23 protein-coding genes are annotated in these 23190 nt (G+C 70.1%); 11 read left to right on the top strand and 12 right to left on the bottom strand.

Annotation, left to right across the window (positions count from 1 at the left end; all coding sequences use genetic code 11):
- Positions 1–191: 191 nt before the first annotated feature.
- A complete protein-coding gene (locus tag Prum_RS17855) occupies positions 192–941 on the bottom strand; it encodes an SDR family oxidoreductase (RefSeq protein ID WP_173077574.1) in 750 nt (249 codons plus the stop codon).
- A gap of 100 nt (positions 942–1041) precedes the next feature.
- Here Prum_RS17855 and Prum_RS17850 point away from each other — a divergent pair, with 100 nt between their 5' ends.
- On the top strand, positions 1042–1908 hold the full coding sequence (locus tag Prum_RS17850) for a helix-turn-helix transcriptional regulator (protein WP_173077573.1): 867 nt from the start codon (positions 1042–1044) through the stop codon (positions 1906–1908).
- Here Prum_RS17850 and Prum_RS49610 read toward each other — a convergent pair.
- From Prum_RS49610 to Prum_RS17830, 5 genes are read right to left on the bottom strand one after another with little or no spacing between them, the layout of a single operon-like run.
- Positions 1856–2569: a (Fe-S)-binding protein gene (locus tag Prum_RS49610; RefSeq protein ID WP_218577277.1), complete on the bottom strand. Its 714-nt coding sequence runs from the start codon at positions 2567–2569 to the stop codon at positions 1856–1858. The two genes, Prum_RS17850 and Prum_RS49610, sit on opposite strands and share 53 nt — an antisense overlap.
- Entirely contained in the window at positions 2557–3075 is a 519-nt protein-coding gene (locus Prum_RS49605) for a 4Fe-4S dicluster domain-containing protein (RefSeq protein WP_218577276.1), read from the bottom strand. Before Prum_RS49605 ends, Prum_RS49610 begins: the two co-directional genes overlap by 13 nt.
- Before the next feature lie 20 nt (positions 3076–3095).
- Positions 3096–4118 (bottom strand): FAD-binding oxidoreductase, encoded by a 1023-nt coding sequence (locus tag Prum_RS17840; RefSeq protein ID WP_173077572.1) that lies wholly within the window; start codon positions 4116–4118, stop codon positions 3096–3098.
- Positions 4115–5557 carry an FAD-linked oxidase C-terminal domain-containing protein gene (locus Prum_RS17835; RefSeq protein ID WP_173077571.1) on the bottom strand — a complete coding sequence of 481 codons (1443 nt, stop codon included), beginning with the start codon at positions 5555–5557 and terminating at the stop codon, positions 4115–4117. The genes Prum_RS17840 and Prum_RS17835 overlap by 4 nt, the downstream gene beginning before the upstream one ends.
- 20 nt (positions 5558–5577) lie before the next feature.
- The gene (locus Prum_RS17830; protein WP_173077570.1) at positions 5578–6723 is read right to left on the bottom strand and encodes a 4-hydroxybenzoate 3-monooxygenase; all 1146 of its coding nucleotides are present in this window, start codon (positions 6721–6723) and stop codon (positions 5578–5580) included.
- 71 nt (positions 6724–6794) lie between these two features.
- On the opposite strand from Prum_RS17830, the gene Prum_RS17825 reads away from it, so the two are divergent.
- Positions 6795–7535 (top strand): IclR family transcriptional regulator, encoded by a 741-nt coding sequence (locus tag Prum_RS17825; RefSeq protein WP_246277956.1) that lies wholly within the window; start codon positions 6795–6797, stop codon positions 7533–7535.
- An 81-nt stretch (positions 7536–7616) separates the two neighbouring features.
- Here the strand turns inward: Prum_RS17825 and abmR are convergent, their stop codons facing one another.
- Complete coding sequence (gene abmR / locus Prum_RS17820) at positions 7617–8174, bottom strand: ATP-binding transcription factor AbmR (protein WP_246277955.1); 558 nt, start codon at positions 8172–8174, stop codon at positions 7617–7619.
- A gap of 116 nt (positions 8175–8290) precedes the next feature.
- Positions 8291–10321, bottom strand: a complete 2031-nt coding sequence (locus Prum_RS17815; RefSeq protein ID WP_173077568.1) for a HelD family protein — start codon at positions 10319–10321, stop codon at positions 8291–8293.
- 227 nt (positions 10322–10548) lie between these two features.
- Between Prum_RS17815 and Prum_RS17810 the strand changes: the two genes are divergently transcribed.
- From Prum_RS17810 to Prum_RS17800, 3 genes are all read left to right on the top strand, one after another.
- Complete coding sequence (locus Prum_RS17810) at positions 10549–11229, top strand: type II restriction-modification system restriction endonuclease (RefSeq protein ID WP_173077567.1); 681 nt, start codon at positions 10549–10551, stop codon at positions 11227–11229.
- Complete coding sequence (locus Prum_RS17805; protein ID WP_173077566.1) at positions 11219–12718, top strand: DNA methyltransferase family protein; 1500 nt, start codon at positions 11219–11221, stop codon at positions 12716–12718. The genes Prum_RS17810 and Prum_RS17805 overlap by 11 nt, the downstream gene beginning before the upstream one ends.
- Positions 12719–12793: 75 nt before the next feature.
- Positions 12794–13630 (top strand): menaquinone biosynthetic enzyme MqnA/MqnD family protein, encoded by an 837-nt coding sequence (locus tag Prum_RS17800; RefSeq protein ID WP_173077565.1) that lies wholly within the window; start codon positions 12794–12796, stop codon positions 13628–13630.
- A gap of 12 nt (positions 13631–13642) precedes the next feature.
- Here Prum_RS17800 and Prum_RS17795 read toward each other — a convergent pair whose 3' ends face one another.
- On the bottom strand, positions 13643–14545 hold the full coding sequence (locus tag Prum_RS17795) for a serine hydrolase (protein ID WP_173077564.1): 903 nt from the start codon (positions 14543–14545) through the stop codon (positions 13643–13645).
- 7 nt (positions 14546–14552) lie between these two features.
- Positions 14553–15482: a serine hydrolase gene (locus tag Prum_RS17790; protein ID WP_173077563.1), complete on the bottom strand. Its 930-nt coding sequence runs from the start codon at positions 15480–15482 to the stop codon at positions 14553–14555.
- 289 nt (positions 15483–15771) lie between these two features.
- Here Prum_RS17790 and paaA point away from each other — a divergent pair, with 289 nt between their 5' ends.
- From paaA to paaE, 5 genes are read left to right on the top strand one after another with little or no spacing between them, the layout of a single operon-like run.
- The gene (gene paaA / locus Prum_RS17785; RefSeq protein WP_371871241.1) at positions 15772–16806 is read left to right on the top strand and encodes a 1,2-phenylacetyl-CoA epoxidase subunit PaaA; all 1035 of its coding nucleotides are present in this window, start codon (positions 15772–15774) and stop codon (positions 16804–16806) included.
- Positions 16803–17099 (top strand): 1,2-phenylacetyl-CoA epoxidase subunit PaaB, encoded by a 297-nt coding sequence (gene paaB / locus Prum_RS17780; protein WP_173077562.1) that lies wholly within the window; start codon positions 16803–16805, stop codon positions 17097–17099. The genes paaA and paaB overlap by 4 nt, the downstream gene beginning before the upstream one ends.
- Positions 17096–17791, top strand: a complete 696-nt coding sequence (paaC, locus tag Prum_RS17775; RefSeq protein WP_173077561.1) for a 1,2-phenylacetyl-CoA epoxidase subunit PaaC — start codon at positions 17096–17098, stop codon at positions 17789–17791. Before paaB ends, paaC begins: the two co-directional genes overlap by 4 nt.
- A 22-nt stretch (positions 17792–17813) precedes the next feature.
- Positions 17814–18248: a 1,2-phenylacetyl-CoA epoxidase subunit PaaD gene (gene paaD / locus Prum_RS17770; protein WP_246277954.1), complete on the top strand. Its 435-nt coding sequence runs from the start codon at positions 17814–17816 to the stop codon at positions 18246–18248.
- Positions 18245–19348 carry a 1,2-phenylacetyl-CoA epoxidase subunit PaaE gene (paaE, locus tag Prum_RS17765; protein ID WP_173077560.1) on the top strand — a complete coding sequence of 368 codons (1104 nt, stop codon included), beginning with the start codon at positions 18245–18247 and terminating at the stop codon, positions 19346–19348. Before paaD ends, paaE begins: the two co-directional genes overlap by 4 nt.
- Before the next feature lie 97 nt (positions 19349–19445).
- Here paaE and Prum_RS17760 read toward each other — a convergent pair whose 3' ends face one another.
- Together Prum_RS17760 and Prum_RS17755 are read right to left on the bottom strand one after the other, a co-directional pair.
- Positions 19446–20387, bottom strand: coding sequence for an aldo/keto reductase (locus Prum_RS17760; RefSeq protein WP_173077559.1), 942 nt, complete (start codon positions 20385–20387; stop codon positions 19446–19448).
- A complete protein-coding gene (locus Prum_RS17755) occupies positions 20365–21807 on the bottom strand; it encodes a phospholipid carrier-dependent glycosyltransferase (RefSeq protein WP_173077558.1) in 1443 nt (480 codons plus the stop codon). The genes Prum_RS17760 and Prum_RS17755 overlap by 23 nt, the downstream gene beginning before the upstream one ends.
- 188 nt (positions 21808–21995) lie before the next feature.
- Between Prum_RS17755 and mqnC the strand changes: the two genes are divergently transcribed.
- Positions 21996–23189 carry a cyclic dehypoxanthinyl futalosine synthase gene (gene mqnC / locus Prum_RS17750; protein WP_173077557.1) on the top strand — a complete coding sequence of 398 codons (1194 nt, stop codon included), beginning with the start codon at positions 21996–21998 and terminating at the stop codon, positions 23187–23189.
- The last annotated feature ends 1 nt before the right edge of the window (position 23190 follow it).

Below are 23190 nucleotides of genomic sequence, written 5' to 3'. Positions count from 1 at the left end.
GCGTCGTCGGCCGCGGCGGAACTGTGCCGGACCTGGCTGGAGTCCGGAAAGAAGAAGCCGGCGAAGGCATTGACGGCGGCGGAGCTCCGGGTGCTGATCGAGGCGGCGGGCACCAGAAAGAAGGTGCCGGCATACTGCGAAAACCTGCTGGGTACGCCGGCACCCTCGAAGACCCCCAAGAAAGCGAAGTCCTAGCCCTGCTGCGTCGGCACGACGATCAGCTCGGCGACGTTCATCCGGGTCGGCGTCGCGACGGCGTACGCGATGGCGTCGGCGATGTCCTCGGAGACGAGCACCTCCAGGGAGTCCCGCCATTCGATGAGGGTGGCGCGCTGGCCGGCGTCCCGCATGCCGTCGCCCAACTCGGTGTGGACGAACCCGGGCTCGACGTTCTTCACCCGTACGCCGCGCGGGCCGAACTCCGCCCGCAGGTTGCGGGTCAGGTGCGCGACGGCCGCCTTGGTCGCGGTGTAGACGCCGTAGTTCGGGAAGACCGTGTGCCCACCGATCGAGCCCACGTGTACAAGGTCCGCCGGCTTGCCGTCCGCCGCGGTCGCGAGCAGGTCGTCGATGAAGGCCCGGCCGGTGTAGAGCAGGCCGTTGACGTTCGTGTTGATCATCTGGTCCCACTCGACGGTCTGCGCCGCCTCGAACGGTGCGGCGAGCATCACACCCGCGTTCGCCACGACCAGGTCCACCCGGCCCAGCGTCGCGCGGATGGTCGCCGCGGCGGCGTTGACCGCGTCCCGGTCACCTACGTCCGCGGCGACCGGGAGCGCGTTCGTACCAATCTCGGTGGCTAGATCCTTGAGACGGTCCTCGCGCCGCCCGACAAGGGCGACCGCCGCGCCCTCGGCGGCCAGCCGCTTCGCCGTGGCCGCGCCGATACCGCTGGTGGCTCCGGTGACGACCGCCACGCGGCCGGAAAGAGTGTTTGTCATGCCCCCACCGTGGCGCCGGCCCGCGCCGGCTTCCAGGACGGCCTTTTCCTGGTAGTGCGGGGACCAGGCAACGCATCGGAACCCCGCATACGCTCGGACGATGGACAGCGAGAACCGGCTCGGCGAGTTCCTGCGGGCACGGCGGGAGCTGGCCCGCCCCGGCGATTTCGGGCTGCCCGACCCGGGGCGGCGCCGGGTGCCCGGCCTGCGCCGCGAGGAGGTCGCGCTGCTCGCCGGGATGAGCGCCGACTATTACGTACGGCTGGAGCAGGGGCGCGACAAGCACCCGTCCGAGCAGGTGGTCGAGGCGCTGGCGCGGGTGTTCTCGCTGGACGACGAGGGCCTGGCGCACCTGCGCGAGCTGGCCCGGCCGGTGACCCGGCGGCGGCGCCAGCCCAGGCGGCCCGAACGGGTCAGCCCCAGCCTGCTGCGCCTGCTGGCGGCATGGTCCGGCACGCCGGCCCTGGTGCTGGGCCGCTACCTGGACGTGCTCGCCAACAACGCGCTCGCGGCCGCCGTCAACCACTGCTCGGTACGGGGGCAGAACCAGCTTCGGGTGGCGTTCCTGGAGCCCGACGCGCGCTGCATCTACGCCGACTGGGCCACCGTGGCGGCCGAGACGGTGGCGAGCCTGCGCGCCAGCGCCGGCACGGACCTCGACGACCCGCGGCTGACCGAGCTGGTCGGCGAGCTGTCGCTGAAGAGCGAGGACTTCCGGCGGCTGTGGGCGCGGCACGACGTCAAGGCCAAGACCGCGGGCACGAAGCGCCTCATCCACCCGATGGTGGGCGAGATGACGCTGTCGTACGAGACGTTCACGGTCAACGGCGCGGCCGGGCAGCTGCTCATCGTCTACCACGCCGAGCCGGGCAGCCCGTCCGAGCACGCGCTCGCCCTGCTGGGCAGCATGACCGCTACGGGTTCACACCCCGGATCGACGCGTCCAGCAGTTCGATCGGATGCTTGATCGGGACGCCCTGGGCGTACCGGCTGATCTGTAGCAGGCAGCCGGCGTTGCCGGTCGCGATCAGGTCGGGGCGCGCGGACGCCAGGTTTTCCGCCTTGCGCCGGCCGAGCTGCTCGGCGGTCTCGGCCTCCAGCAGGTTGTAGACGCCCGCCGAGCCGCAGCAGATCTTCGCCTCCGGCACCTCGACCAGCTCCACGCCGGGGATGCTCCGCAGCAGGTCGCGGGGCTGCTCGGTGATGCGCTGGGCGTTGGCCAGGTGGCAGGCGTCGTGGTAGGCGACGCGTGCGGCGAGCGGGTGCCGCGGGGCCAGCGGAGGCAGCTCGGCGAGCACCTCGGTGACGTCCCGCACGCGGGCCGCGAACGCGGCGGCCCGCTCGGCGTACGCCGGATCGTCGCGCAGCAGCTCGCCGTACTCCTTCAGCACCGAGCCGCAGCCGGCCACGTTGACCACGACCGTGTCGTACCCGGAAAAGGCGTCCACCGTGCGCCGCGCGAACCGCCGCGCCTCCTCGTCGCGGCCGGTGTGCAGACTGAGCGCGCCGCAACAGCCCTGCCCGCGCGGGACCGCGACCTCGCAGCCCTCGGCCGCGAGGACGCGCGCGGTGGCCGCGTTCACGTGCGAGAAGAACACCCGCTGCGCGCAGCCGGTCAACAGCGCCACCCGCCTCTTACCCCGGCTGTCGACGGGGTACGCCGGAACAGGTCCCGCACGCGCACCGGCGGCAGGAGCCCGTCCAGGGCGCGCAGTCGCGGCGGCAGCCGGCGTGCCAGCCGGCGCAGGCCCAGCCGCTGATAGAGCACGCCGAGGAGGGCGGCGACCCGCAGCCGGCGCGGGTACGGGAAGAGCCCGAACACGAGCGCGCGGAACAGCCGGTCGCGGGGCACCTCGCGGTTGAGCTGCGGGCGGGCCGCCTCGATCAGCGCGTCGTAGCGCACCCCGGACGGGCAGGCCGGCACGCAGGCGAGGCAGCCCAGGCACGAGTCGAGGTGCCGGGTGACGGGGCCGGCCACCGGTGCCTCGCCGCGCGTCGCGAGGTCCATGAGGTAGATCCGCCCGCGCGGCGACTCCGCCTCGTCGCCGGTGAGCACGTACGTCGGGCAGGTCGGCAGGCAGAAGCCACAGTGGACACACTCGTCGAGCAGCTCCCGGCGTACCTCGAATGCCACGGCGCCTCCTGCCTTTCGCTTCAGAACCACGGGGCGAATCGGCCCGGACCCAGCCGGCCGGCCGGATCGAAGCGCTGCTTGACCGCCCGCATCAGCGGTACGGCGGGGTGCGGGCGGCCCCACGCCGGCAGGTCCGAACCGGCGGGGCGGCGGCACACCGTGAGCTCGAACTCGTCCCGCAGCCGTTCCACCGCCGTGGCACTGTCGACGGCGAGCGTGTGTACGCCGACGGCGACGCTGCTGGTGATGGCGGTGGCGTGCTTGGCGACGGCCGGGAGCTGGCTGGGCCGGCTGCCGCAGCGCACCACGAACTCGCCGTCCCAGACCCGGCTCGCCTCATGGTCGACGGTCCCGCCCGGCGTGGCGGCCGCCCGAAGCTCCACACTGGACTCCAGCCCTTCGTACCGGGCGTGCAGGGCGCCGCCGTACCACTCCAGCGCGGCCGGCTCCAGCCGAGCCTCCAGGATCCGGCCGGTCAGCTCCACCGCCTCGGTGACGTCGCACGGGATCGACACCGTACGGGTGGCCGGCGGCAGCGGGTGCACCCGCAACACCGCCTCGGCGATGACCCCGAGCGTGCCGAACGAGCCGCACAGCAGCTTGCCGAGGTCGTACCCGGCGACGTTCTTGATGACGTGGCCGCCGGAGCGGGCGACCGTGCCGTCGGCGAGCACCATGGTCACGCCGATGAGCAGGTCGCGCGGGCCGCCGTACCCGTGCCGGAGCGGGCCGGAGTCGGCGGTGGCGATCAGGCCGCCCACGGTGGCGCCGGCCTGCACGCGAGCCGGGTCGAGTGCGATCCGCTGGCCGTTCGCGGCCAGCTCCTCCTGGAGCTTGCTGAAACGAGTGCCGGCGCGCACCGCGACGGTCATGTCGGCCGGGTTGTACGCGACGATCCCGGTCAGCCCGGTCGTCTCCAGCTCGTGGTCGACGCCGGTCGGCGTGCCGGCCCAGCCGCTTGCGGTGCCGGCACCCTTGACCAGCAGCGTCCCGGTGCTGTCCCGCACCGCGTCGCGCAACTCGGCCAGCGAGGTGGGCTTCATAGCCGCTCGATGACGCCGGCCGCTTCCAGCGGATGCGGCCGGTACGGGCCGGGCCGCTCCCCGCACAGCCGCGGCGTGGGAAAGACCTTGCCGGGGTTGCACAGCCCTCGCGGATCGAAGGCCGCCCGCAGGCGCTGCATGGTGGCCAGGTCGTCCGCGGAGAACATCCGCGGCATCGAGCATGCCTTGTCGGTGCCGATGCCGTGCTCGCCGGAGAGCGAGCCACCCAGCTCCACGCACAGCTCCGCGATCGCGGTCGACAGCGCCTCGGCGCGGTCGTGCTCGCCGCGCGCCTCGCTGTAGAGCACCAGCGGGTGCAGGTTGCCGTCGCCGGCGTGAAAGACGTTGGCGACCCGGATGCCCGCCGCGTCGCCCATGGCCGCTATCCGGGTGAGCGCCTCGCCCAGGCGGGTGCGCGGCACCACCCCGTCCTGCACGAAGTAGTTGGGGCTGAGCCGGCCGACCGCCGCGAACGCCGCCTTGCGCCCCTGCCAGATCTGCGCCCGATGCGCGGCGTCCCGGGCGACGGTGACCCGGGTGGCTCGCGTGCACTTTTCCAAAAGCTCGGTGAACCGCGCCTGCACCTCGTCGGCCGGCCCGTCCAGCTCGACGATGAGCAGCGCGGCCGTGTCCGGGTCGAAGCCGGCGTCGACCGTCGCGTTGACCGCCTGGATCGCGAGGTTGTCCATCATCTCGATCGCGGCCGGCAGGATGCCCGCGGCGATGATGGCGGTGACCGCGTCCCCGGCGTCCTTCGTGGAGTCGAAGTCGGCGACCAGCGTGCGCACGGTCGCCGGCGTGTGCAGCAGCCGGACCACCACCCCGGTGACGATGCCCAGCGTCCCCTCCGTGCCCACGAACGCGCCGAGCAGGTCGTACCCGGCCTGGTGGGGCGCGTCGCCGCCGAGCCGGGTCGGCGTCCCATCCGGGAGTACGACGTCGATGGCCAGGATGTGGTTGGCGGTGAAGCCGTACTTGAGACAGTGCGCCCCGCCGGAGTTCTCCGCGACGTTGCCGCCGATCGTGCACACCTGCTGGCTGGACGGGTCGGGCGAGTAGTACAGCCCGTACCTGGCGGCGGCCAGGCTGATGTCCAGGTTGGTGACCCCCGGCTCGACCGTGGCGCGCCGGTCGACGGGGTCGACGTCGACGACCCGGCGCAGCCGTTGCAGCGAGATGACGATGCCGTCGGCCGTGGGCAGCGCGCCGCCGGACAGCCCGGTGCCGGCGCCGCGGGCCACGAACGGCACGCCGTGCGCGGCACAAGCGCGTACGGCGGCGGCCACCTGTGCGGCGTCGCGGGGGAGGGCGACCAGGGCGGGCACCACGCGGTAGCCGGTCAACGCGTCACACTCGTACGTCCGCAGGTGGGCCGGGTCGGTGATCACACCGTCCCTGAGCACCTCGGTCAGCTCGTCACGCAGGGCATCCAGGCTCATGCTGGCCTCCTGGATCGACGCTACAGGCCCACGTAGTTCTCGGCGAGGCTCGTGGCGGCCGCGGTGGACGTGGCGACGTACCGGAGTTGGGAGAGCTGGAGGCGGCGCTGGAACGCGTCGGCGTCTGGGGCCTGGTGCAGCATGCTGGTCATCCACCAGGAGAAGTGCTCGGCCCGCCAGACGCGCCGCAGGCATGTGTCGCTGTACGCGTCGAGCAGGTCGGTGCTGCCGCTGGCGAAGTACCGTTCCAGCGCCTCGGCGAGCACCCGTACGTCGGCGATCGCCAGGTTCATGCCCTTGGCGCCGGTGGGCGGCACGATGTGCGCCGCGTCGCCGGCCAGGAAGAGCCGCCCGTGGCGCATCGGCTCGGTGACGACGCTCCGCATGGTGGTGATGCTCTTCTCCAGGATCGGCCCGGTCGACAGCGTGAACCCGCTCGCCGCCAGCCGCCGGCCCAGCTCGTCCCAGATCCGGCCGTCGGACCAGTCGTCCAGCCGTTCGTCGGGCGGGACCTGGAGGTAGAGCCGGGTGATCTCGGGCGACCGCATGCTGTGCAGCGCGAACCCCCGCTCGTGGTACGTGTAGATCAGCTCGCTGTGCGACGGCGGCGCCTTGGCCAGCACGCCCAGCCAGGCGAACGGATACTCGTGGGCGTACGTCGCCGCCGGCATCGACGCCCGGCTCACCCCGTGCGAGCCGTCGCAGCCGACGACGAAGTCGCAGTCGAGCCGCTGCGGCTTTCCCTCCGCGTCGGTGAAGGTGACGGCCGGCGCGTCGACGTCGATCGCCACGTCGGACACCTCGAAGTGCAGCGGCTCCCCGGTCTTGCGCCGCGCGGCGATGAGGTCCTTGACGACCTCCTGCTGGCCGTACACGGTGATGGACCGGCCGGTGAGGTCGGCGAGCGCGATGCGGTGGTCTTCGCCGTCGAAGCGCAGCGAGAGGCCGTGGTGCGGCATGCCCTCGCGGTCCAGGCGGTCGGCGACGCCCGCCTCGCGCAGCAGCTCGACGGTCGGGTGCTCCAGCACGCCGGCGCGCACCCGTCGCTCGACGTACTCCTGGCTGCGCCGTTCCAACACCACGGCGTCGATGCCGCGCAGATACAGCAAGTGGGCCAGCATCAGGCCCGCCGGTCCAGCACCGACGATCGCTATCCGGGTACGCATGAGAGCAGCCTGCATCGCCGTGACCTGGCGATGGTGCTGTCTTCCGCTCTGCGGAAGGGATGATGGCTCACATGGTCCTGTCCCGGGCGTTGCGGATCTTCGAGGCGTTCACCGCTGAGCAGCCTCGCTTGACGCTTTCCCAGCTCAGCCGCCGGGCCGGCCTGCCGCTGACCACCACGCACCGGCTGGTGCACGAGCTGGCCGCCTGGGGTGCGCTGGAGCGGGACGACGAGGGGCGTTACCGGATCGGCCTGCGGCTGTGGGAGGTCGCCGCGCTCGCCCCGCGCGGCCTGGGCCTGCGCGAGCACGCCATGCCGTACCTGGAGGACCTCTACGAGGCCACCCACCAGAACGTCCAGCTCGCCGTGCTCGACGGCACCGAGGCGCTCTACCTGGAACGCCTCTCCGCCCGCGGCGCCGTCGGCGTGGTGTCGCGCGTCGGCGGGCGGCTGCCCCTGCACGCCACCGGCGTAGGGCTCGCGCTGCTGGCGCATTCCGATCCCGCCCTGCAGGAGCGGGTGCTCGCGGAGCCGCTGACGCGCTTCACGCCGCAAACCGTGACGTCACCCCGCGAGCTACGCCGCCTCCTGGCCGAGGTACGCCGCACCGGCGTAGCCATCAGCGACCGCCTCCTAGACCCCCTCGCCCTGTCGATCGCGGCCCCAATCCTCACCCCGGCCGGCGTAGCCGCCGCCCTCTCCGTGGTAGTCCCCTCGACAGAGTCGCCCGCCCCCTACATCCCCGCCGTCCTGACCGCCTCCCGCGGAGCCTCCCGCTCCCTAGGCTGGCGCCCTCCCGCCTCTCCCCGGTGATCCTGGCGCCCTCCCGCCTCTCCCCGGTGATCAGGGAATGCGTCTGGCGTGTCGTCGGCGTGCCCCGGACAGCGTCCCTGATCAACTGAGCGTGCTGTCAGGTCCTTGTCGACGCAGCTCGGCGACGGTGCCCATGGCGTTGCGTAGGTCGTCCAGCCAGGTGTTGGCGTTCTGGCCGACCAGCCGTACGCACCAGGCCAGCGCGTCCGACCGTGACCGGGCCACGCCCGCCTCGACCAGCGTGTCGAGCACCTGCCGCTCGGGCTGGCGCAGCCGGGTCATGACCGGCGCGGAGAGGCTGGTGAAGAGCACCCGGGTGCCGCCGCACACCGCGCCCCACGCCACCTTGCGCTGGTAGCGGTGCTCAAGCTGCTGAGCGATCCGGATCCGCCGGTCGCGGGTGTCCTCGCGGTGCTGCGCGATCCGTCCCGCCTCGGCGGCGCCCCGATCCGCCTCGGTGGCACCCTCGGCGAGCTGCGGATCCGGCAGTCGCCCGAAGATCACAATCTCGTCCCGGTCCACCACGACCTCGGGCGGCTCGCTGAACCACCCCTCCGGCACGGCACCGGTGACCCACGCCGCCGCGTCATCGGCCGGCGGCGGCTCGTTTCGGGCTCCCGCCCAAGTCCTGTCACGCATGATTACACGATTACACCGTTGCGTACGTTGCACAAGAGCTCGCCCCGGCAACCCGCCCAGCCACGTCGATCAAGGATTTCCGCGCCGATCAAGGGCAAACGGCCGCGGAAAAGAGATCAAAGCACGACCGTTTGCCCTTGATCGACGGGGGAAAAGGGGGAAAGAGGGGCGGGGAGGGGGGTGGCGTGGACTATAGCTAGGCGGGAGACGGCTCTCGTCAGGACCACGTAGAGGCGGTGGAGGCCGCGGGGTTCGGCGGCCACGATCTGGGCCGGCTCGACGACCACGACGTGGTCGTACTCCAGGCCCTTGACCAGGCTGGCGGGCACCACCGCGACCCGGGCCGTCTGGTCGTCGACGCCCGCGGCCGGCACCCCCGCCGCGGCCAGCGCCGCGTGCAGCCGTTCGGTCGCGGCGTCCGCGGCGATCACCGCGATCGAGCCCTCGTGTGCCAGCGCCGCGCGCACCTCGCCCACCGCCGCCGCGTCCACGTCGGGCGCCTCGCGGACGGTGAGTTCGCCGTCGTGGCGCAGCGACCGTGCCTCGGGTACGTCGACCGCGAGCGCCGGGAGCAGCCGGTTGGCGAGTTCGACGACGGCGGCGGGCACCCGGAAGCCCATGGTCAGCGGTACGACGGGTGTGTCCGGCTTGCCGAGGTGTCGCAGCGACTCCGCCCAGTCGGTCGCGGCCCAGGGCGCGGTGCCCTGCGCTAGGTCGCCGAGGAGCGTGATCGAGCCGTGCTCGCTGCGCCGTGCGATGGCGCGGCACTGCATGGGGGACAGGTCCTGCGCCTCGTCGACCACGACGTGACCGAATCCGGACGGTCGCTCGATCAGCCCGGCCGCCTCGTCGATGAGTACGGCGTCGGCGGCGCTCCACCGGGTTGCCTTGGCCGACCGCGCCGGCTTGGTCCAGAGCAGGCGCTCCCGCTCCGCCTCGGTGAGCAGGTCGCCGGCCGCCCGACCCAGCGTGTCCGCGCCGGAGAACAGCCCGAACACGAGCCCTTCCGCCGTGACGGCCGGCCAGACCGCGTCGAGGAAGTCGGTGACCGGCTTCGCCCGCCCCATCCGGCGTAGCCAAGGGTCCCCGGGTGAGTCGCCGCGGCGCGCCTCGCTCTGGCGTTGCAGCAGGCCGACCACGCGCGCCCGGACCCGCTCCCGCCCGGTGCCGTACGGCAGACCCTCCCGGCGCGCCTCGTCGACCACCCGGCGCAGCGGCTCCTCGGCGATCCGCCACCGGTACGACCCGTCGGACACGACGATCGGGGCGTCCGGCTTGCGGACATTGCCCCACAGCGCCCGGTGCAGCACGGTCGCCATCCGGCCGTCGTGCTTGAGGGCGGCGACCTCCGGGGCGTCGGTGCCGCGTACGGCCACAGCGGCGATCAGCTCGTCCACCGTGGTCTGGGCCACTTCGACCTCGCCGAGGGCGGGCAGCACCGCCGAGATGTACGACAGGAACGCGCGGTTGGGCCCGATGATGAGCACGCCGGAGCGGCGTAGGCGTTCGCGGTGCACATAGAGGAGGTACGCCGCGCGGTGCAGGCCGACCGCCGTCTTGCCGGTGCCGGGGGCGCCCTGGACGCAGATCGAGTCGCCTAGCTCGGCCCGGACCAGCTCGTCCTGCTCGGGCTGGATGGTGGCGACGATGTCGCGCATCGGTCCCACCCGGGGACGCTCGATCTCGGCGGTGAGGATCCGCGACGCGGTCCCCAACTCCTCGCCGCGGTCCAGGTGCTCGTCCTCGAAGCTGGTCAGCACGCCGCCGGAGAACCCGAACCGGCGCCGCGTGTTGACCCCGCGCCGGTCCCGCGCGCTCGCCCGGTAGAACGCGGTCGAGATCGGCGCCCGCCAGTCCAGCACCATCGGCTCGCCCACCGCGTCGACGACGTGCCGCCGCCCGATGTGGTGGTCGCTGTCGGCGAACCGGAGACGGCCGAAGAAGAGCGGGGTGTTGGGGTCGTCGGCCAGCTCGGCGACCCGGCGGGACAGCGTACGGCCGAGGGTCTCGGCGGCGTACGCGTCGCCGGCGACGTTCTCGCCGGTCGAGAAGAGTGCCTCGGCGCGCTCCCGCATCCGCCGCAGCGCGGTGCGGGAGGCGGTGAGGTGGGCGCGTTCGGTCTCGAGATCGTGGGCAGGCAGGGTCATCCGGCGGACCTTCCGCATGTGGTTGTCGGATGGGCCGCCCGGCGCTCCGTACGACGCGGTGCCGGCTGTGCCCGAGAGAGCGTTCTACGCTACCCGCGGTCGTACCCGCCCGCGACCGATTTACTGGGCGACGGTGCAACATCATCGCCTGCCTGCGGGATAACATCACCACGGTGATCGCCGGGTATGACCACCATTAGCTGGCCGGTCCTGGGAGGGATGCTTACATGCAGGAACCCCTCAACCTTCAAGCTCTCAAGGTCGCGGCGGTCGCCTATGCGGACGACTTGAGTAAGCGAGAGATACCAGAGCTATACGGAGTCACCGACGGAAAGGCGGTAGGAACATACGTTGAGGCCGGGTTCAACACCTACATCACAAACAATTTCCTCCACATCCCTGGCAATGCCGCAAAAGGGATCGATTTTCCAGATCTTGACGTGGACCTAAAGGTTACGTCGTATAGCAAACCGCAGTCGAGTTGCCCGTTTCGGGATGCGGTGCAGAAGGTGTACGGGCTGGGCTATCACCTGTTAGTAATGGTGTACGACAAGGTCGACTCGCCCTCGACGGCGACCGCTCGGCTAGACATACGCAACGTGATCTTTATCGAGCGTGAACGTACGGCGGACTATCAGCTGACGCGTGGCATTCGGAATATGATCGACAATGCGCTATTCGATCTAGAGGGTGTCGTCGACGATATCGACGCCTACCTGGAGGATCGCAATATTCCCCTGGACCCCGAGAGTCGACGGAGTTTGGCCATCAGGATCTCGCAAGATCCACCCGAGCTGGGGTACATTACTATCTCGAACGCCTTGCAGTGGCGGCTTCAATACGGACACGCGATAAAGGCTGCGCAATTTGGTGGTCAGCCCGGAGTGGAGGATCTGCGTGCCAAATAATGAGTTTGGCGATTTTCAGACGCCGCGCGAACTGGCTCAGCGGGTACTCCGGTCACTTCCGAAGCGGAGTTGGAAGCGGATCCTCGAACCTACGTGTGGGGTCGGAAACTTTCTCCATGAGTTGGCAAGCGAAATTGAGGAAGCGCATCTTATAGGCATTGAAATACAGAGCGGGTATGTCGGTGAAGCACGACGCACGTCCGCTGACATTATCGAGTCTGACCTCTTTTCGATGAATGCTGGAACAGATTTGTCGTGGCGCATTGAAGGTCCGATGCTCGTCGTCGGGAATCCGCCATGGGTGACCAATGCCCAGCTTACGCGGCTTGACTCCAACAACCGCCCAGAACGTGTCAACATCAAGAACCTGGCCGGGATGGACGCATTGACTGGTGCGTCAAACTTCGATATCGCTGAGTTTATTTGGCTGAAGCTTATCTCTGAACTTCGCTCGCACCGCCCAGTGATTAGCCTACTATGCAAGACTCAGGTCGCTCGCAACGTGTTGGAACACTCGTGGCGTATTGGGCTGCCTATCTCCTCCGCCTCGCTACGGCTCATCGACGCGAAGAAGTGGTTTGCCGCTGCCGTCGACGCGTGCCTGCTCACTATTGAGGTGGGCGCGGAAGGCCAGGGCGGTGCCGATCAAGTGTGCGACCTGTACGACACGCTAGAATCGGTCGATCCCGCACGAAGGTTCGGCATGGTCGACGGGCGTCTTGTGGCCGATCTTGATGCATATGAGCGGGCTCGCTATTTGGATGGTGAATGCCCGGTCGAATGGCGCCAGGGGATGAAGCATGATGCTGCGAGCGTCATGGAGCTGCCGAGCGATCGTATTGTCGACGTCGAAGACGACTACGTTTATCCCCTCTTGAAGGGCACCGATGTTTTTCGGTCAAAACTTGACCCGCGTAGGCGGGTGATCGTGCCGCAGCGTGCCCTCGGTGAAGACACACGACTTCTGGAGCGAGACGCTCCGAGGCTCTGGGGATATCTCAGTAAGAATGCCGACGTTCTGGACGGTCGCAAGTCTTCGATTTACCGGAATCGCCCTCGGTTCTGCATCTTCGGTATCGGTGATTATTCATTTGCACCGTACAAGATAGCCGTCTCGGGTCTGCATAAGTCGGCGAGCTTCCGGGCAGTGGGCCCGGTGGCCGGAAAGCCCGTATTTTTCGACGATACCTGTTATCTGCTGCCTTTCCATGACCCGGCCGAGGCCGGTATCGTCGCAGCCCTCCTCGCCACTGACGAGGCCGAAGGCTTCTTCCAGTCCCTCGCATTTTGGGACGCGAAGAGGCCTATCACCAAGAAGCTTCTAAAGCGTATTGACCTGCTCGCCTTGGCCGAACGGGTGGACGAGCAGGAACTTGCTTTGGGGGCACAGAAGTTCGTTGCGCAACTCGGTGCCGCCGTCCCCGACGACGAGGTCCTCGCAGTGGTCGCTGAGCTGAAGCGGCGTTGGAGGGTCAACCGGAGGCCGTAGGCGGAGGTGCGGCGTTGGCCACTTCTCCGCGGACCGCCCGACCCGCCGCCCGGGGTGCCCGATACGGTGGGGATCATGAGGCGCCCACGAGTCGGCCACATCCAGTTCCTGAACTGTCTGCCGATCTACTGGGGTCTCATGCGTTCCGGCGCGCTGATCGACGTCGACCTGCACAAGGACTCGCCCGACCGGTTGAGCGCCGCGCTCGTGGCCGGCGATCTGGACATCGGGCCCATATCGCTCGTTGAGTACCTCCGGAACGCCGACGATCTGCTGCTCCTGCCCGACCTCGCGGTGGGCAGCGACGGTCCGGTGCTCTCGGTCAACGTCGTCTCCACCCGGCCGCTGCCCGACCTCGACGGGGCGAAGGTAGCGCTGGGCTCGACGTCCCGCACCGGCGTCCTGCTCGCGCAGATGCTGCTCGGCGACCGGTACGGCGCCAGCCCCGAATACTTCAGCTGCCCGCCGGACCTGACCCAGATGCTGCTGGAGGCGGACGCCGGCGTGCTGATCGGCGACGTCGCGCTGCGCGCCCTGTACGAGGCGCCACGCCGGGGTCTGGCCGTCACCGACCTCGGGCAGGCGTGGCGGGAGTGGACCGGCCTGCCGATGGTCTTCGCCGTCTGGGCGGCCCGCCGGGAGTTCGTCACCGATCACCCGGGCGTGGTGAAGGAGGTGCACGAGTCGTTCCTGCGCTCACGCGACCTGTGCCTGGCCGAGCTCGACGAGGTGGCGACGAGCGCGGCGCGGTGGGAGCCGTTCGACGCGGCGACGCTCGCGTCGTACTTCCGGGCGCTGGACTTTTCGCTCGGCGCGCGCCAGGTGGCTGGCCTGCGCGAGTTCGCGGCACGGGCGGCCGAGCGCGGCGCCGTTCCGGCCCTCCCGGCGGAGGGCCCGGCGTTCTACGAGTGAGGCGAGCGAGAGCTAAACCTTGAGCTGCTGGCCCACGCTCTTGCAGATGTTGGCGCCGTACGTGTAGCCGAGGTTGGCCGGGTACCGGGTCATCACGCCGATCGTCCAGCCGTCGCCGATCGCGAGGCAGTTGACGTTCCACTCGTTGGTGGCGCTGCGGGTCACCCAGCCGTTCTTGATCGCGATGGTCTGTGCCACCTTCGTCGGGAACGCCTTGCGGACGCCGAAGTCGCCGACGCCGCGTACCTCCTGCATCTCGTTGAGCAGGTAGTTCGTCCACTGCTTGCCGGCGGCGCGGCCGTCGGCGATGCAGGCGCCCATCCGGGCGGTGTCGCGGGCGGACAGCCGGGTGTTGCTCCAGTTGCTGCTCGCCTTGCTGTCGGTCAGCTTGCAGATCTTGATGAGGCGGTTGACCGAGGCGGCGCCGCCGACCACCTGCCACAGCGAGGACGCGGCGGCGTTGTCGCTGTCCCGGATCATGATGCGGAGCTGCTGCATGCGGGCGGCGCTGGGCTTCTGCCCGTTCTCGGCCGCTCGTCGCAGGTAGTCCGCCCCGATCCACGCCTTGATCAGCGAGGCGGTGGTGCTGGTCGACGCCATGTTGGACGAGCCGTAGATCTTGCCGGTGCGCTGGTCGAGCATGGCCCAGTTCCAGAAGCCGGCGGCCTTGACGGTGACCTTCCCCGGCTCGACCAGGAGCGGCTCCAGGGACGGGCTGGGCGAGGGCGTCGGCGATGCCTTGGCGGAGGCCGACGGTCCCGTAGTGGCCTCCCACAGCGAGCCGGCGGCGGTCGCGGCCAGCGGCGAGCCCGGCAGGGTACGCAGGCCGAGGCCGGCGAGCACCAGGCCGAGGAACGCCGTACCGCCGAGCAACCACCAGAGTCCACGCGTACTACTACGGCGCTTTCGACCCATCAGACGCCTACCTCCGGACCAGCTGTTGGGTAACGCTCTTGCAGACGTTGGCGCCGTAGTTGAGACCGAGGTCGATGGGATAGCGCATCATCACCGCGAGCACCCAGTCGTCGGCCACGGCCAGGCAGTTCACGTGCCAGTTGTTGTCGGCCCCGATCGCCGTCCAGCCGTTCTTGATGCCGACCCCCTGCTTGACGACCGCGTCGGGGAGGCCGTCGATGATGCCCCACCGGCCGCCGCCGGACGTTTCGTGCTGGTCCTCGGCGGCGGTGGTGCCGCGCACCTGGGACATCTCCTTCAGCACCCACGCGGTCCACTTCGGCCCGGCCGCGGTGCCGTTCTTGACGCAGTCGCCCAGCCGTACGGCGTCGCGGGCGGACATCTGGGTGTAGCTCCACCAGCCGGGGCGGGCGATCGACGTGTCGGTCAGCCCGCACGTCGAGATCATTCGCTGGACGACCGCGTCGCCGCCGCCCGCCTCGTACAGCGCCTGCGCCGCGTTGTCGTCGCTGTCCCGGATCGCGGTGCTGGCCTGCGCCAACCGGGCGGCCGAGGGCTGCGCGGTGCGGCGGAGGTAGTCCGAGACCAGCCAAATCTTGATCATCGACTCGGTCGAGTTGGTCGCCGTGAGGTTCGCCGAGCCCGTGATCTTGCCGGTGCTCCGGTCGAGTAGCGCCCAGGCCGAGAAGCCGTCCACGCTCATCTTTACGGGCCCGGCGGCGAGCGCGGATGAGTCGGGCGCCGCCGAAGGTGTAGGAGATGCGGACGGTGTGGCCGGCACCGTGGTCACGGGCGCCGCGCCACCCGCACCGGCGCCGCTGGCGGCGGGCGCGTCGTGGTCGTTGTCATTCAATCGCGAGTACGCCGTCGGCGCGAGCAAAGCTCCGCCGAGTACGACCGCGATAGCAGTGATGATCACTGCGACGCGAAGACGCATGGAGGGGTGAGCTCCAGGTTCAGGGCCGAGGGGATGGCACCGGGGGTTGACCGTGTGGAGTCTACGGGGCAAATCTCGGGGCGCCACGCCGCGCGGCTTTCAAGTTCCTCAAAGTCAGGATGAAATAAACCGTTATGTAGCAACAGATCCGGTATTCCGGATTGATTGTGATGGTCGTCATTCTCCTTTGTGGAGACGACTCAACACTAAGCGTAGTTCGATCCTCACTAAAGGTACATATCTGTTACACCGTCTGGCATCTGGGCCGGCGAGCTGTAACACTTGGGAGGTGTACGGAAACGACATCCCGGGCCTCCTCGGCGAGGTTGAGGCGGCTGAGGTTGCACTGCGCGCCGCCGCCGACCGTCAGGTGGGCGGGCGGGAGCAGGCAGAGCTGGGTGGCGCAGAGCAATCGCAGGCGTACTTCGATGCGGTGATCGACGCGGACCAGAAGGTGGAGCCGCGTGACTGGATGCCGGATTCATACCGCAAGACGCTGATCAGGCAGATTGCCCAGCACGCCCACTCCGAGATCATCGGCATGCAACCGGAGGGCAACTGGATCAGCCGGGCGCCCTCGCTCAAGCGCAAGGCGATCCTGCTCGCCAAGGTCCAGGACGAGGCCGGCCACGGGCTCTACCTGTACGCGGCGGCCGAGACCCTCGGCGTGAGCCGCGACGAACTGGTCAACCTCCTGCTGGAGGGCCGCCAGAAGTACAGCTCGATCTTCAACTACCCCACCCTCACCTGGGCCGACGTGGGCGCCATCGGCTGGCTCGTCGACGGCGCCGCGATCGTCAACCAGGTCCCGCTGTGCCGCTGCTCGTACGGGCCGTACGCGCGAGCCATGATCCGCATCTGCAAGGAGGAGTCGTTCCACCAGCGGCAGGGCTTCGAGATCCTGCACACGCTGGCCCACGGCACGCAGGGGCAGCGGGCGATGGCGCAGGACGCGATCGACCGTTGGTGGTTTCCGTCGCTGGCCATGTTCGGCCCGCCGGACACCGACTCGACCCACTCCGAGCAGTCCATGGCGTGGAAGATCAAGCGCTTCTCCAACGACGACCTGCGGCAGCGCTTCGTGGACATGTGCGTGCAGCAGGCCGGCGTGCTCGGCCTCGCGCTGCCCGACCCGGACCTGCGGTGGAACGAGGAGCGCGGCGCGCACGACTACACCCAGCCCGACTACGAAGAGCTGATGCGGGTGATCAAGGGTGATGGGCCCGGCAACCGGCAGCGCATGGCCCATCGCCGCCGCGCACACGCGGACGGAGCCTGGGTACGCGAAGCCGCCGCCGCCTACGCCAAAAAGGCAAAGCCATGAGCAGTAGCAGCAGTAATGAGTGGCCGTTGTGGGAGGTGTTCGTGCGGCCGCGCCGCGGGCTCTCGCACGGGCACGTCGGCAGCCTGCACGCGCCGGACGCGACGATGGCGCTGCGCAACGCCCGCGACCTCTACACCCGCCGCCAGGAGGGCGTGTCGATCTGGGTGGTGCCGGCCGCGGAGATCACCGCGTCCAGCCCGGACGAGAAGGACGCGTTCTTCGACCCGGCCGCCGACAAGGTCTACCGGCACCCGACGTTCTACGACGTGCCCGATGGGGTGCAACACCTGTGAACGTGGACTACCTACTCCAGCTCGGCGACGACGCGCTGATCGCGGCGCAGCGCCTGGCCGAGTGGCATGCCAGCTCCCCCGAGATGGAGGAGGACGTCGCGCTGGCCAACATCGCGCTCGACCAGCTCGGCGCGGCGCGGCTGCTGCTGTCGTACGCCGGGGAGGTCGAAGGGCTGGGCCGCGACGAGGACGCGCTCGCCTACCTGCGCGACGACCGCGAGTTTCGCAACTGCCTGCTGGTCGAACTGCCCAACGGCGACTTCGCGGTCACGATGGCCAAGCTGCTCTTCCTGTCGGCGTACCAGCTGCGCCGGTATACGGCGCTGGTCGGGCACCCCGACGAGCGGCTCGCCGCGATCGCCGGCAAGGCGCGTAAGGAGTCCGCGTACCACCTCGACCACAGTGCACAGTGGACCATCCGGCTGGGCGACGGCACCGAGGAGTCGCACCGGCGCATGCAGGACGCGGTCGACGAGCTGTGGCCGTACACGCACGAGCTGACCGCCGGCGAGGTGAGCCGGGCCGACTGGCTCGCCACCGTGGAGCCGGTGCTGGCCGAGGCCACAGTGGAGCGTCCCGCCGACGGCTGGGCGCCGGCCGGTGGGCGTACGGGCGTGCACACCGAGCACCTGTCCTATCTGCTGGCCGAGATGCAGGTCGTGCACCGGGCGCACCCGGGGGCGAGATGGTGACCCGACCCAGGCAGTCGCCTCGGTGGTGGATCCGGAGCTCAGGGTCGTCACCATCGAGGAGCTGGGCATCCTGCGGGACGTCCAGGTGGACCACAAGGGCCACGTGACCGTCACCATCACGCCGACGTACACGGGCTGCCCGGCGATGGATGTGATCCGGGAAGACATCCACGCCGCCCTGGGCGCCGCCGGCCACCCCGACGCCGAGGTGGTCACCGTCTTTGGTCCACCGTGGACGACGGACTGGATCAGCGAGTCGGGGCGGGCGAAGCTGGCCGCCGCCGGCATCGCCCCGCCGCACCCGAGCGGCCCGGTCGCGCTGGCGCTGACCGTGCGCTGCCCCCGGTGCGGGTCGCCGGACACCGAGCAGCTCAGCCGATTCGGCTCCACGGCGTGCAAGTCGCTGTGGCGATGCCGGGCCTGTACTGAGCCGTTCGACCGAATGAAGAGCATATGACAGTCACCATCACCCGCCCGGTCCGGCGGCGGCCGGTCTTCCACCCGCTCGCCGTCGAAGCCGTCGACCGGCTGACTGACGACTCGGTCGCCATCACGTTCGCGGTCCCGCCGGAGTTGCGGGAGGGGTTCGAGTTCGACGCCGGGCAGCACCTGACCGTGCGCCGCGCGGACGAGCAGGGTGACGTGCGCCGGTCGTACTCGATCTGCTCCACGCCGGCGGACCTGGCCGCGCACGGCCGGCTGCGGGTCGGGGTCAAGGAGATCCCGGGCGGCGCGTTCTCCGGCTTCGCCGCGCACTCGCTGCGCCCCGGCGACACCATCGAGGTGATGCCGCCGCTGGGCCACTTCACCACGGCGTTCGCGCCGGACCGGGTCCGCCACTACGGCGCGGTGGTCGCGGGGTCGGGCATAACCCCGGTGCTCTCGCTGGTCGCGACCGGCCTCGCCGTCGAGCGGGCCAGCCGATTCACGATCCTGTACGGCAACCGGTACGCCCGCAGCGTCATGTTCGCCGAGGAACTGGCCGACCTGAAGGACCGGTACGCCGACCGGCTGCACATCGTCCACGTGCTGTCCCGCGAGCCGCAGGAGGCCCGGCTGCTCTCCGGCCGGATCGACGCCGAACGGCTGGCGGAGCTGCTCGACCGGCTGGTGCCGGCGGATCGCGTGGACGAGTGGTTCCTCTGTGGACCGTATGGCATGGTCACGGACGCCCGCGCCGTGCTCTCTTCGCGAGGCGTGGCGGACCATGGCGTACACACTGAGCTTTTTCATGTGGAGGAGACGCCGGTGCCGCCGCGGCGGCCGACCCCGGCGGCGGCCGGGACCGAAGTGACCATCCTGCTGGACGGGCGGGCGTCCAGCTTCACGATGGACGCGGACGAGCGGGTGCTTGACGCGGCGCTGAAGGTGCGGTCGGAGCTGCCGTACGCGTGCAAGGGCGGCGTCTGCTCGACCTGCCGAGGGAAGGTCGTCGAGGGTGCGGTGACGATGGCGCGCAACTACGCGCTGGAGCCCGACGAGGTGGCCGCCGGCTACGTACTGACCTGCCAGTCAAGCCCCACGACCGGCCGCCTAGTCGTTGATTACGACGCTTAGGGCCTGTTTTATGAGGGCTGGCCGGCCTGCGGCGGACCCAGACGACGACCGGTGCCGCCGGACCGCCGCCTGGGCCTCGCCTCGGCTCGACCGACCCTCATAAAACAGGCCCTAGCTCAGCGAGGTCCGCAGTGGACGGACGCCAGGAGCCGGCGGCGACGTTCGCGCGCACCTGCTCGGGCGTGGTGGCGCCGGCGATCACCGAGGCGACGGCCGGCCGCGCGGCGAGCCCGCCGATCGCCACGTCGAGCGGGGTGAGGCCGCGCGCGGCGGCGTACTTCTCGATGGCCTCGATGGCGTCCCACGGCGCGTTCGCGATCCAGTGCGCGTAGCGATCCTGGGACATCCGGGTGCCCGCGGCGGGCGCCTCGCCGCGCTTGTACTTGCCGGTGAGCAGGCCGCTCTCCAGCGGGAAGAACGGCAGCAGGCCCAGCCCGAAGCGCTCGCAGGCCGGCACGGTCGCCTTCTCCACGTGCCGGTGCAGCAGGCTGTAGCGGTTCTGCGCGCTGATGAAACGGGTGAGCCCTTGGGTGCGCGCCACCCAGTCGGCGTCGGCGATCTGCCACCCGGCGAAGTTGGAGTTGCCCAGGTAGCGCACCTTGCCGGCGTGCACGAGGTCGTCGAGGGCGGCCAGCGTCTCCTCGATCGGGGTGCCCGGGTCGGGCTCGTGCATCTGGTAGAGGTCGATGTGGTCGGTGCCCAGCCGGCGCAGCGACGCCTCGACCGCGCGGGCGATGTAGCGCCGCGCCCCGCGCGCCCCGAAGTCCTCCCCGTTGGCGCCCTCCATGTCCATGCCGAACTTGGTGGCGAGGATCACGTCGTCGCGCCGGCCGCGCAGGGCTTTGCCGAGGAACTCTTCGGACAGGCCGTGCGGGGTGCCGTAGATGTCGGCGGTGTCGAAGAGGGTGATGCCCGCGTCCAGCGCCGCCTCGACCACCGCGGTGGTGCCCTGCTGGTCCAGCTTGCGACCGAAGTTGTTGCAGCCCAGACCGACGACCGAGACCACGAGGCCCGAGTTACCCAGACGGCGCTGCTCCATGGTGGCTCTCCCTCTCCCGTAGCCCGTGCCAGGCTAGCGCGGCCCCGGCGGCGGCCAGTGGGAGAGCGGGCATGGCGTAGCGGGCCTCATACATGCCCAGGGCGACGGTGAGGATCGTCAGGCCCACGCCGGACAGGAGCAGCAGGAGCAGTTCGGCGCGTCCGCGCCGGACGAGTGCCAGCGCGGCGAGCGTGAGCAGCAGGCAGGCGGACAGCGTGATCGGGATCAGCCGCACGTACGTCCCGTAGGCGTGCAGCGCGCGGGTCAGCGGCGTCGCGGTCGGCGCGTTGACGAGGCTGGCCGACGGCGGCGCGAAGTCGGCCCGGGCGCGGGCCGGTGGGCAGCGGTACGGCACCGGCGTGCTGTCCCGCCACTGCTCCGGCGGCGCCCAACGCAGGCGCAGGCAGTCGTTGTTGGGGCCGAGGCGGAAGCCGGGCACGAAGTGGGCCACCGACTCCTTGCCCACGGTACGGAGGTAGTCCAGCGGCTGCTGGCGGATCACCGCGACGGAGAAGTCCCGAAACAGCTTCTCGCCCGCCGGCGTGTACCCCTGGAAGCGCTGCTTCGTCGGCATGGTCCAGAAGTACGCGTCGGCGCGGTCGAAGCGGCGCGTGGGGCACAGCGTGCGTTCCTGCGCCGTGAGCGTGACGCGGTCGCAGTCGACGATCATCGCGGCCCGGCCGTACAGGGCGATGCCGGCCTGCGAGCCGTACACGCTCTGCCGGTCGCCCACCCAGGACATGACGGCGAGGTACGGCACCGCGAACGCCACCGCGAAGGCGATCACCGGTCGCCAGCCGGCCCGCCGTACCAGCAGGAACAGGCCGATGAGCAGGACCACCGGGAACGCGGTCGGCTTCGTGCACCACGCGCCGGCGAGCAGGAGCCCGGATGCGGTCGTCGCCCGCCAGCCCGGCTTGCGGTGCCAGAGCACCAGCAGGACGCTCACGGCCAGCAGGAACGTGAAGAGGGTGTCGGGCAGCAGGTAGTGCTCGACGGTGAGCACCAGCGAGTCGAAGAGCAGCGGTACGACGGCGACGCACGCCACCCAGGTCTTGACGTGACGGCGCCGGAGGAAGACGTACACGAGCACGGCGAGCGTGAGGCCGAGCAGGTGCTGGAAGAGCGCCACCGAGGTGAAGGTTCCGGTCGGGGCGAAGACCTTCAGGAGCACCGGGTAGCCCTGCGCCCGCAGCGGGCTCGGGACCAGTTCGCGCTCGGCCATCTGCACGTACACGCCGCTGTCGCCGTTGTACCAGAAGGCCGGCCGGTACGCGATCATGAAGAGCAGGCGGAGAGCGACGCCGAGCAGGAGAAGTACGGCGAAGGCCCGGTGCCGGCGGAGCAGGTCGACGGCGCGGTAACGGGATCGTGCCGGCCTCGACGGTGCCTCCACCTGTGGGCTGAGGGTGGCGGTCAAGAGGTCGCCTCGCTTCCGATGGCGGTCGCCGTCAGACTATGAGCCATTTGCCGATACTTAAGTGGATTTAGGCAAGGCCGTGCGGGCGGTGCCCGCCGCCGGGACAATAGGGCGGCCACGTTGCGGCGACCTTCACAGAAGATGACCGTGCGGGGTTACGTCCGCCCTGCTCGCGTAGGCTCGGATTCGTGACCGCACGCAGCTCGGAGATCGACAGCATCCTGCAGCGCGGCGCCGACGGCGGGCGGATCTCGCCCGAGGAGGCGCTGCTGCTCTACACCGAGGCGCCGTTCCACGCGTTGGGCGAGGCCGCCGACGCGGTACGCCGCCGGCGCTATCCGGACGGCATCGTCACGTACCTGATCGACCGCAACATCAACTACACCAACGTGTGCGTGACGGCCTGCAAGTTCTGCGCGTTCTACCGGGCGCCCAAGCACGCCGAGGGCTGGTCGCACCCCATGGAGGAGATCCTGCGGCGGTGCGCCGAGGCGGTCGAGCTCGGCGCGACGCAGGTGATGCTCCAGGGCGGACACCATCCCGAGTACGGCGTGGAGTACTACGAGGAGCTCTTCGCCACGGTCAAGGCGGCGTACCCGCAGCTCGCGATCCACTCGATCGGCCCGAGCGAGATCCTGCACATGGCGAAGGTCTCCGGGGTGTCCATCGAGGAGGCGATCGTCCGGATCAAGGCCGCCGGACTGGACTCCATCGCGGGCGCGGGCGCGGAGATGCTGCCGGACCGCCCGCGTACGGCGATCGCGCCGCTCAAGGAGTCCGGCGCCCGCTGGCTGGAGGTCATGGAGCAGGCGCACCGGCTCGGCGTGGAGTCGACCGCGACGATGATGATGGGCACCGGCGAGACCAACGCCGAGCGCATCGAGCACCTGCGGATGATCCGCGACGTACAGGACCGCACCGGCGGGTTCCGGGCGTTCATCCCGTGGACGTACCAGCCGGAAAACAACCACCTCAAGGGCCGTACGCAGGCCACCACGCTGGAGTACCTGCGGCTGATCGCGGTGGCCCGGCTCTTCTTCCACAACGTGGCGCACCTACAGGCGTCCTGGCTCACCACGGGCAAGGAGGCCGGCCAGCTCTCGCTGCACATGGGCGTGGACGACCTCGGCTCGATCATGCTGGAGGAGAACGTCATCTCCTCGGCCGGCGCCCGGCACCGGTCCAACCTGCACGAGCTGATCTGGATGATCCGGTCGGCCGGCCGCATCCCGGCCCAGCGCGACACGCTGTACCGGCACCTGGCGGTGCACCACACCCCCGCCGACGATCCGGTCGACGACCGCGTCGTGTCGCACTTCTCGTCGATCGCGCTGCCCGGTGGCGGTGCCCGCGCCAGTCTCCCGCTGGTTGACAGTCGGTAGT

The sequence above is a fragment of the Phytohabitans rumicis genome, from assembly GCF_011764445.1.
Lineage (GTDB): Bacteria > Actinomycetota > Actinomycetes > Mycobacteriales > Micromonosporaceae > Phytohabitans > Phytohabitans rumicis.
The sequence above is the reverse complement of the archived record's forward strand: the minus strand, read 5'-3'. Positions and strand labels throughout refer to the sequence as shown.

Excerpts from the sequence above, each read along its gene's own strand:
- Prum_RS17850 (WP_173077573.1), top strand. The coding sequence starts at position 1,042 with ATGGACAGCGAGAACCGGCTCGGCGAGTTCCTGCGGGCACGGCGGGAG.
- abmR (WP_246277955.1), bottom strand. The coding sequence starts at position 8,174 with ATGCGTGACAGGACTTGGGCGGGAGCCCGAAACGAGCCGCCGCCGGCC.
- Prum_RS17790 (WP_173077563.1), bottom strand. The coding sequence starts at position 15,482 with ATGCGTCTTCGCGTCGCAGTGATCATCACTGCTATCGCGGTCGTACTC.
- Prum_RS17840 (WP_173077572.1), bottom strand. The coding sequence starts at position 4,118 with ATGAAGCCCACCTCGCTGGCCGAGTTGCGCGACGCGGTGCGGGACAGC.
- Prum_RS17795 (WP_173077564.1), bottom strand. The coding sequence starts at position 14,545 with ATGGGTCGAAAGCGCCGTAGTAGTACGCGTGGACTCTGGTGGTTGCTC.
- Prum_RS17760 (WP_173077559.1), bottom strand. The coding sequence starts at position 20,387 with ATGGAGCAGCGCCGTCTGGGTAACTCGGGCCTCGTGGTCTCGGTCGTC.
- Prum_RS17830 (WP_173077570.1), bottom strand. The coding sequence starts at position 6,723 with ATGCGTACCCGGATAGCGATCGTCGGTGCTGGACCGGCGGGCCTGATG.
- Prum_RS17825 (WP_246277956.1), top strand. The coding sequence starts at position 6,795 with ATGGTCCTGTCCCGGGCGTTGCGGATCTTCGAGGCGTTCACCGCTGAG.
- Prum_RS17810 (WP_173077567.1), top strand. The coding sequence starts at position 10,549 with ATGCAGGAACCCCTCAACCTTCAAGCTCTCAAGGTCGCGGCGGTCGCC.
- paaB (WP_173077562.1), top strand. The coding sequence starts at position 16,803 with ATGAGCAGTAGCAGCAGTAATGAGTGGCCGTTGTGGGAGGTGTTCGTG.
- Prum_RS17835 (WP_173077571.1), bottom strand. The coding sequence starts at position 5,557 with ATGAGCCTGGATGCCCTGCGTGACGAGCTGACCGAGGTGCTCAGGGAC.
- Prum_RS17855 (WP_173077574.1), bottom strand. The coding sequence starts at position 941 with ATGACAAACACTCTTTCCGGCCGCGTGGCGGTCGTCACCGGAGCCACC.
- Prum_RS17815 (WP_173077568.1), bottom strand. The coding sequence starts at position 10,321 with ATGACCCTGCCTGCCCACGATCTCGAGACCGAACGCGCCCACCTCACC.
- paaE (WP_173077560.1), top strand. The coding sequence starts at position 18,245 with ATGACAGTCACCATCACCCGCCCGGTCCGGCGGCGGCCGGTCTTCCAC.
- Prum_RS17800 (WP_173077565.1), top strand. The coding sequence starts at position 12,794 with ATGAGGCGCCCACGAGTCGGCCACATCCAGTTCCTGAACTGTCTGCCG.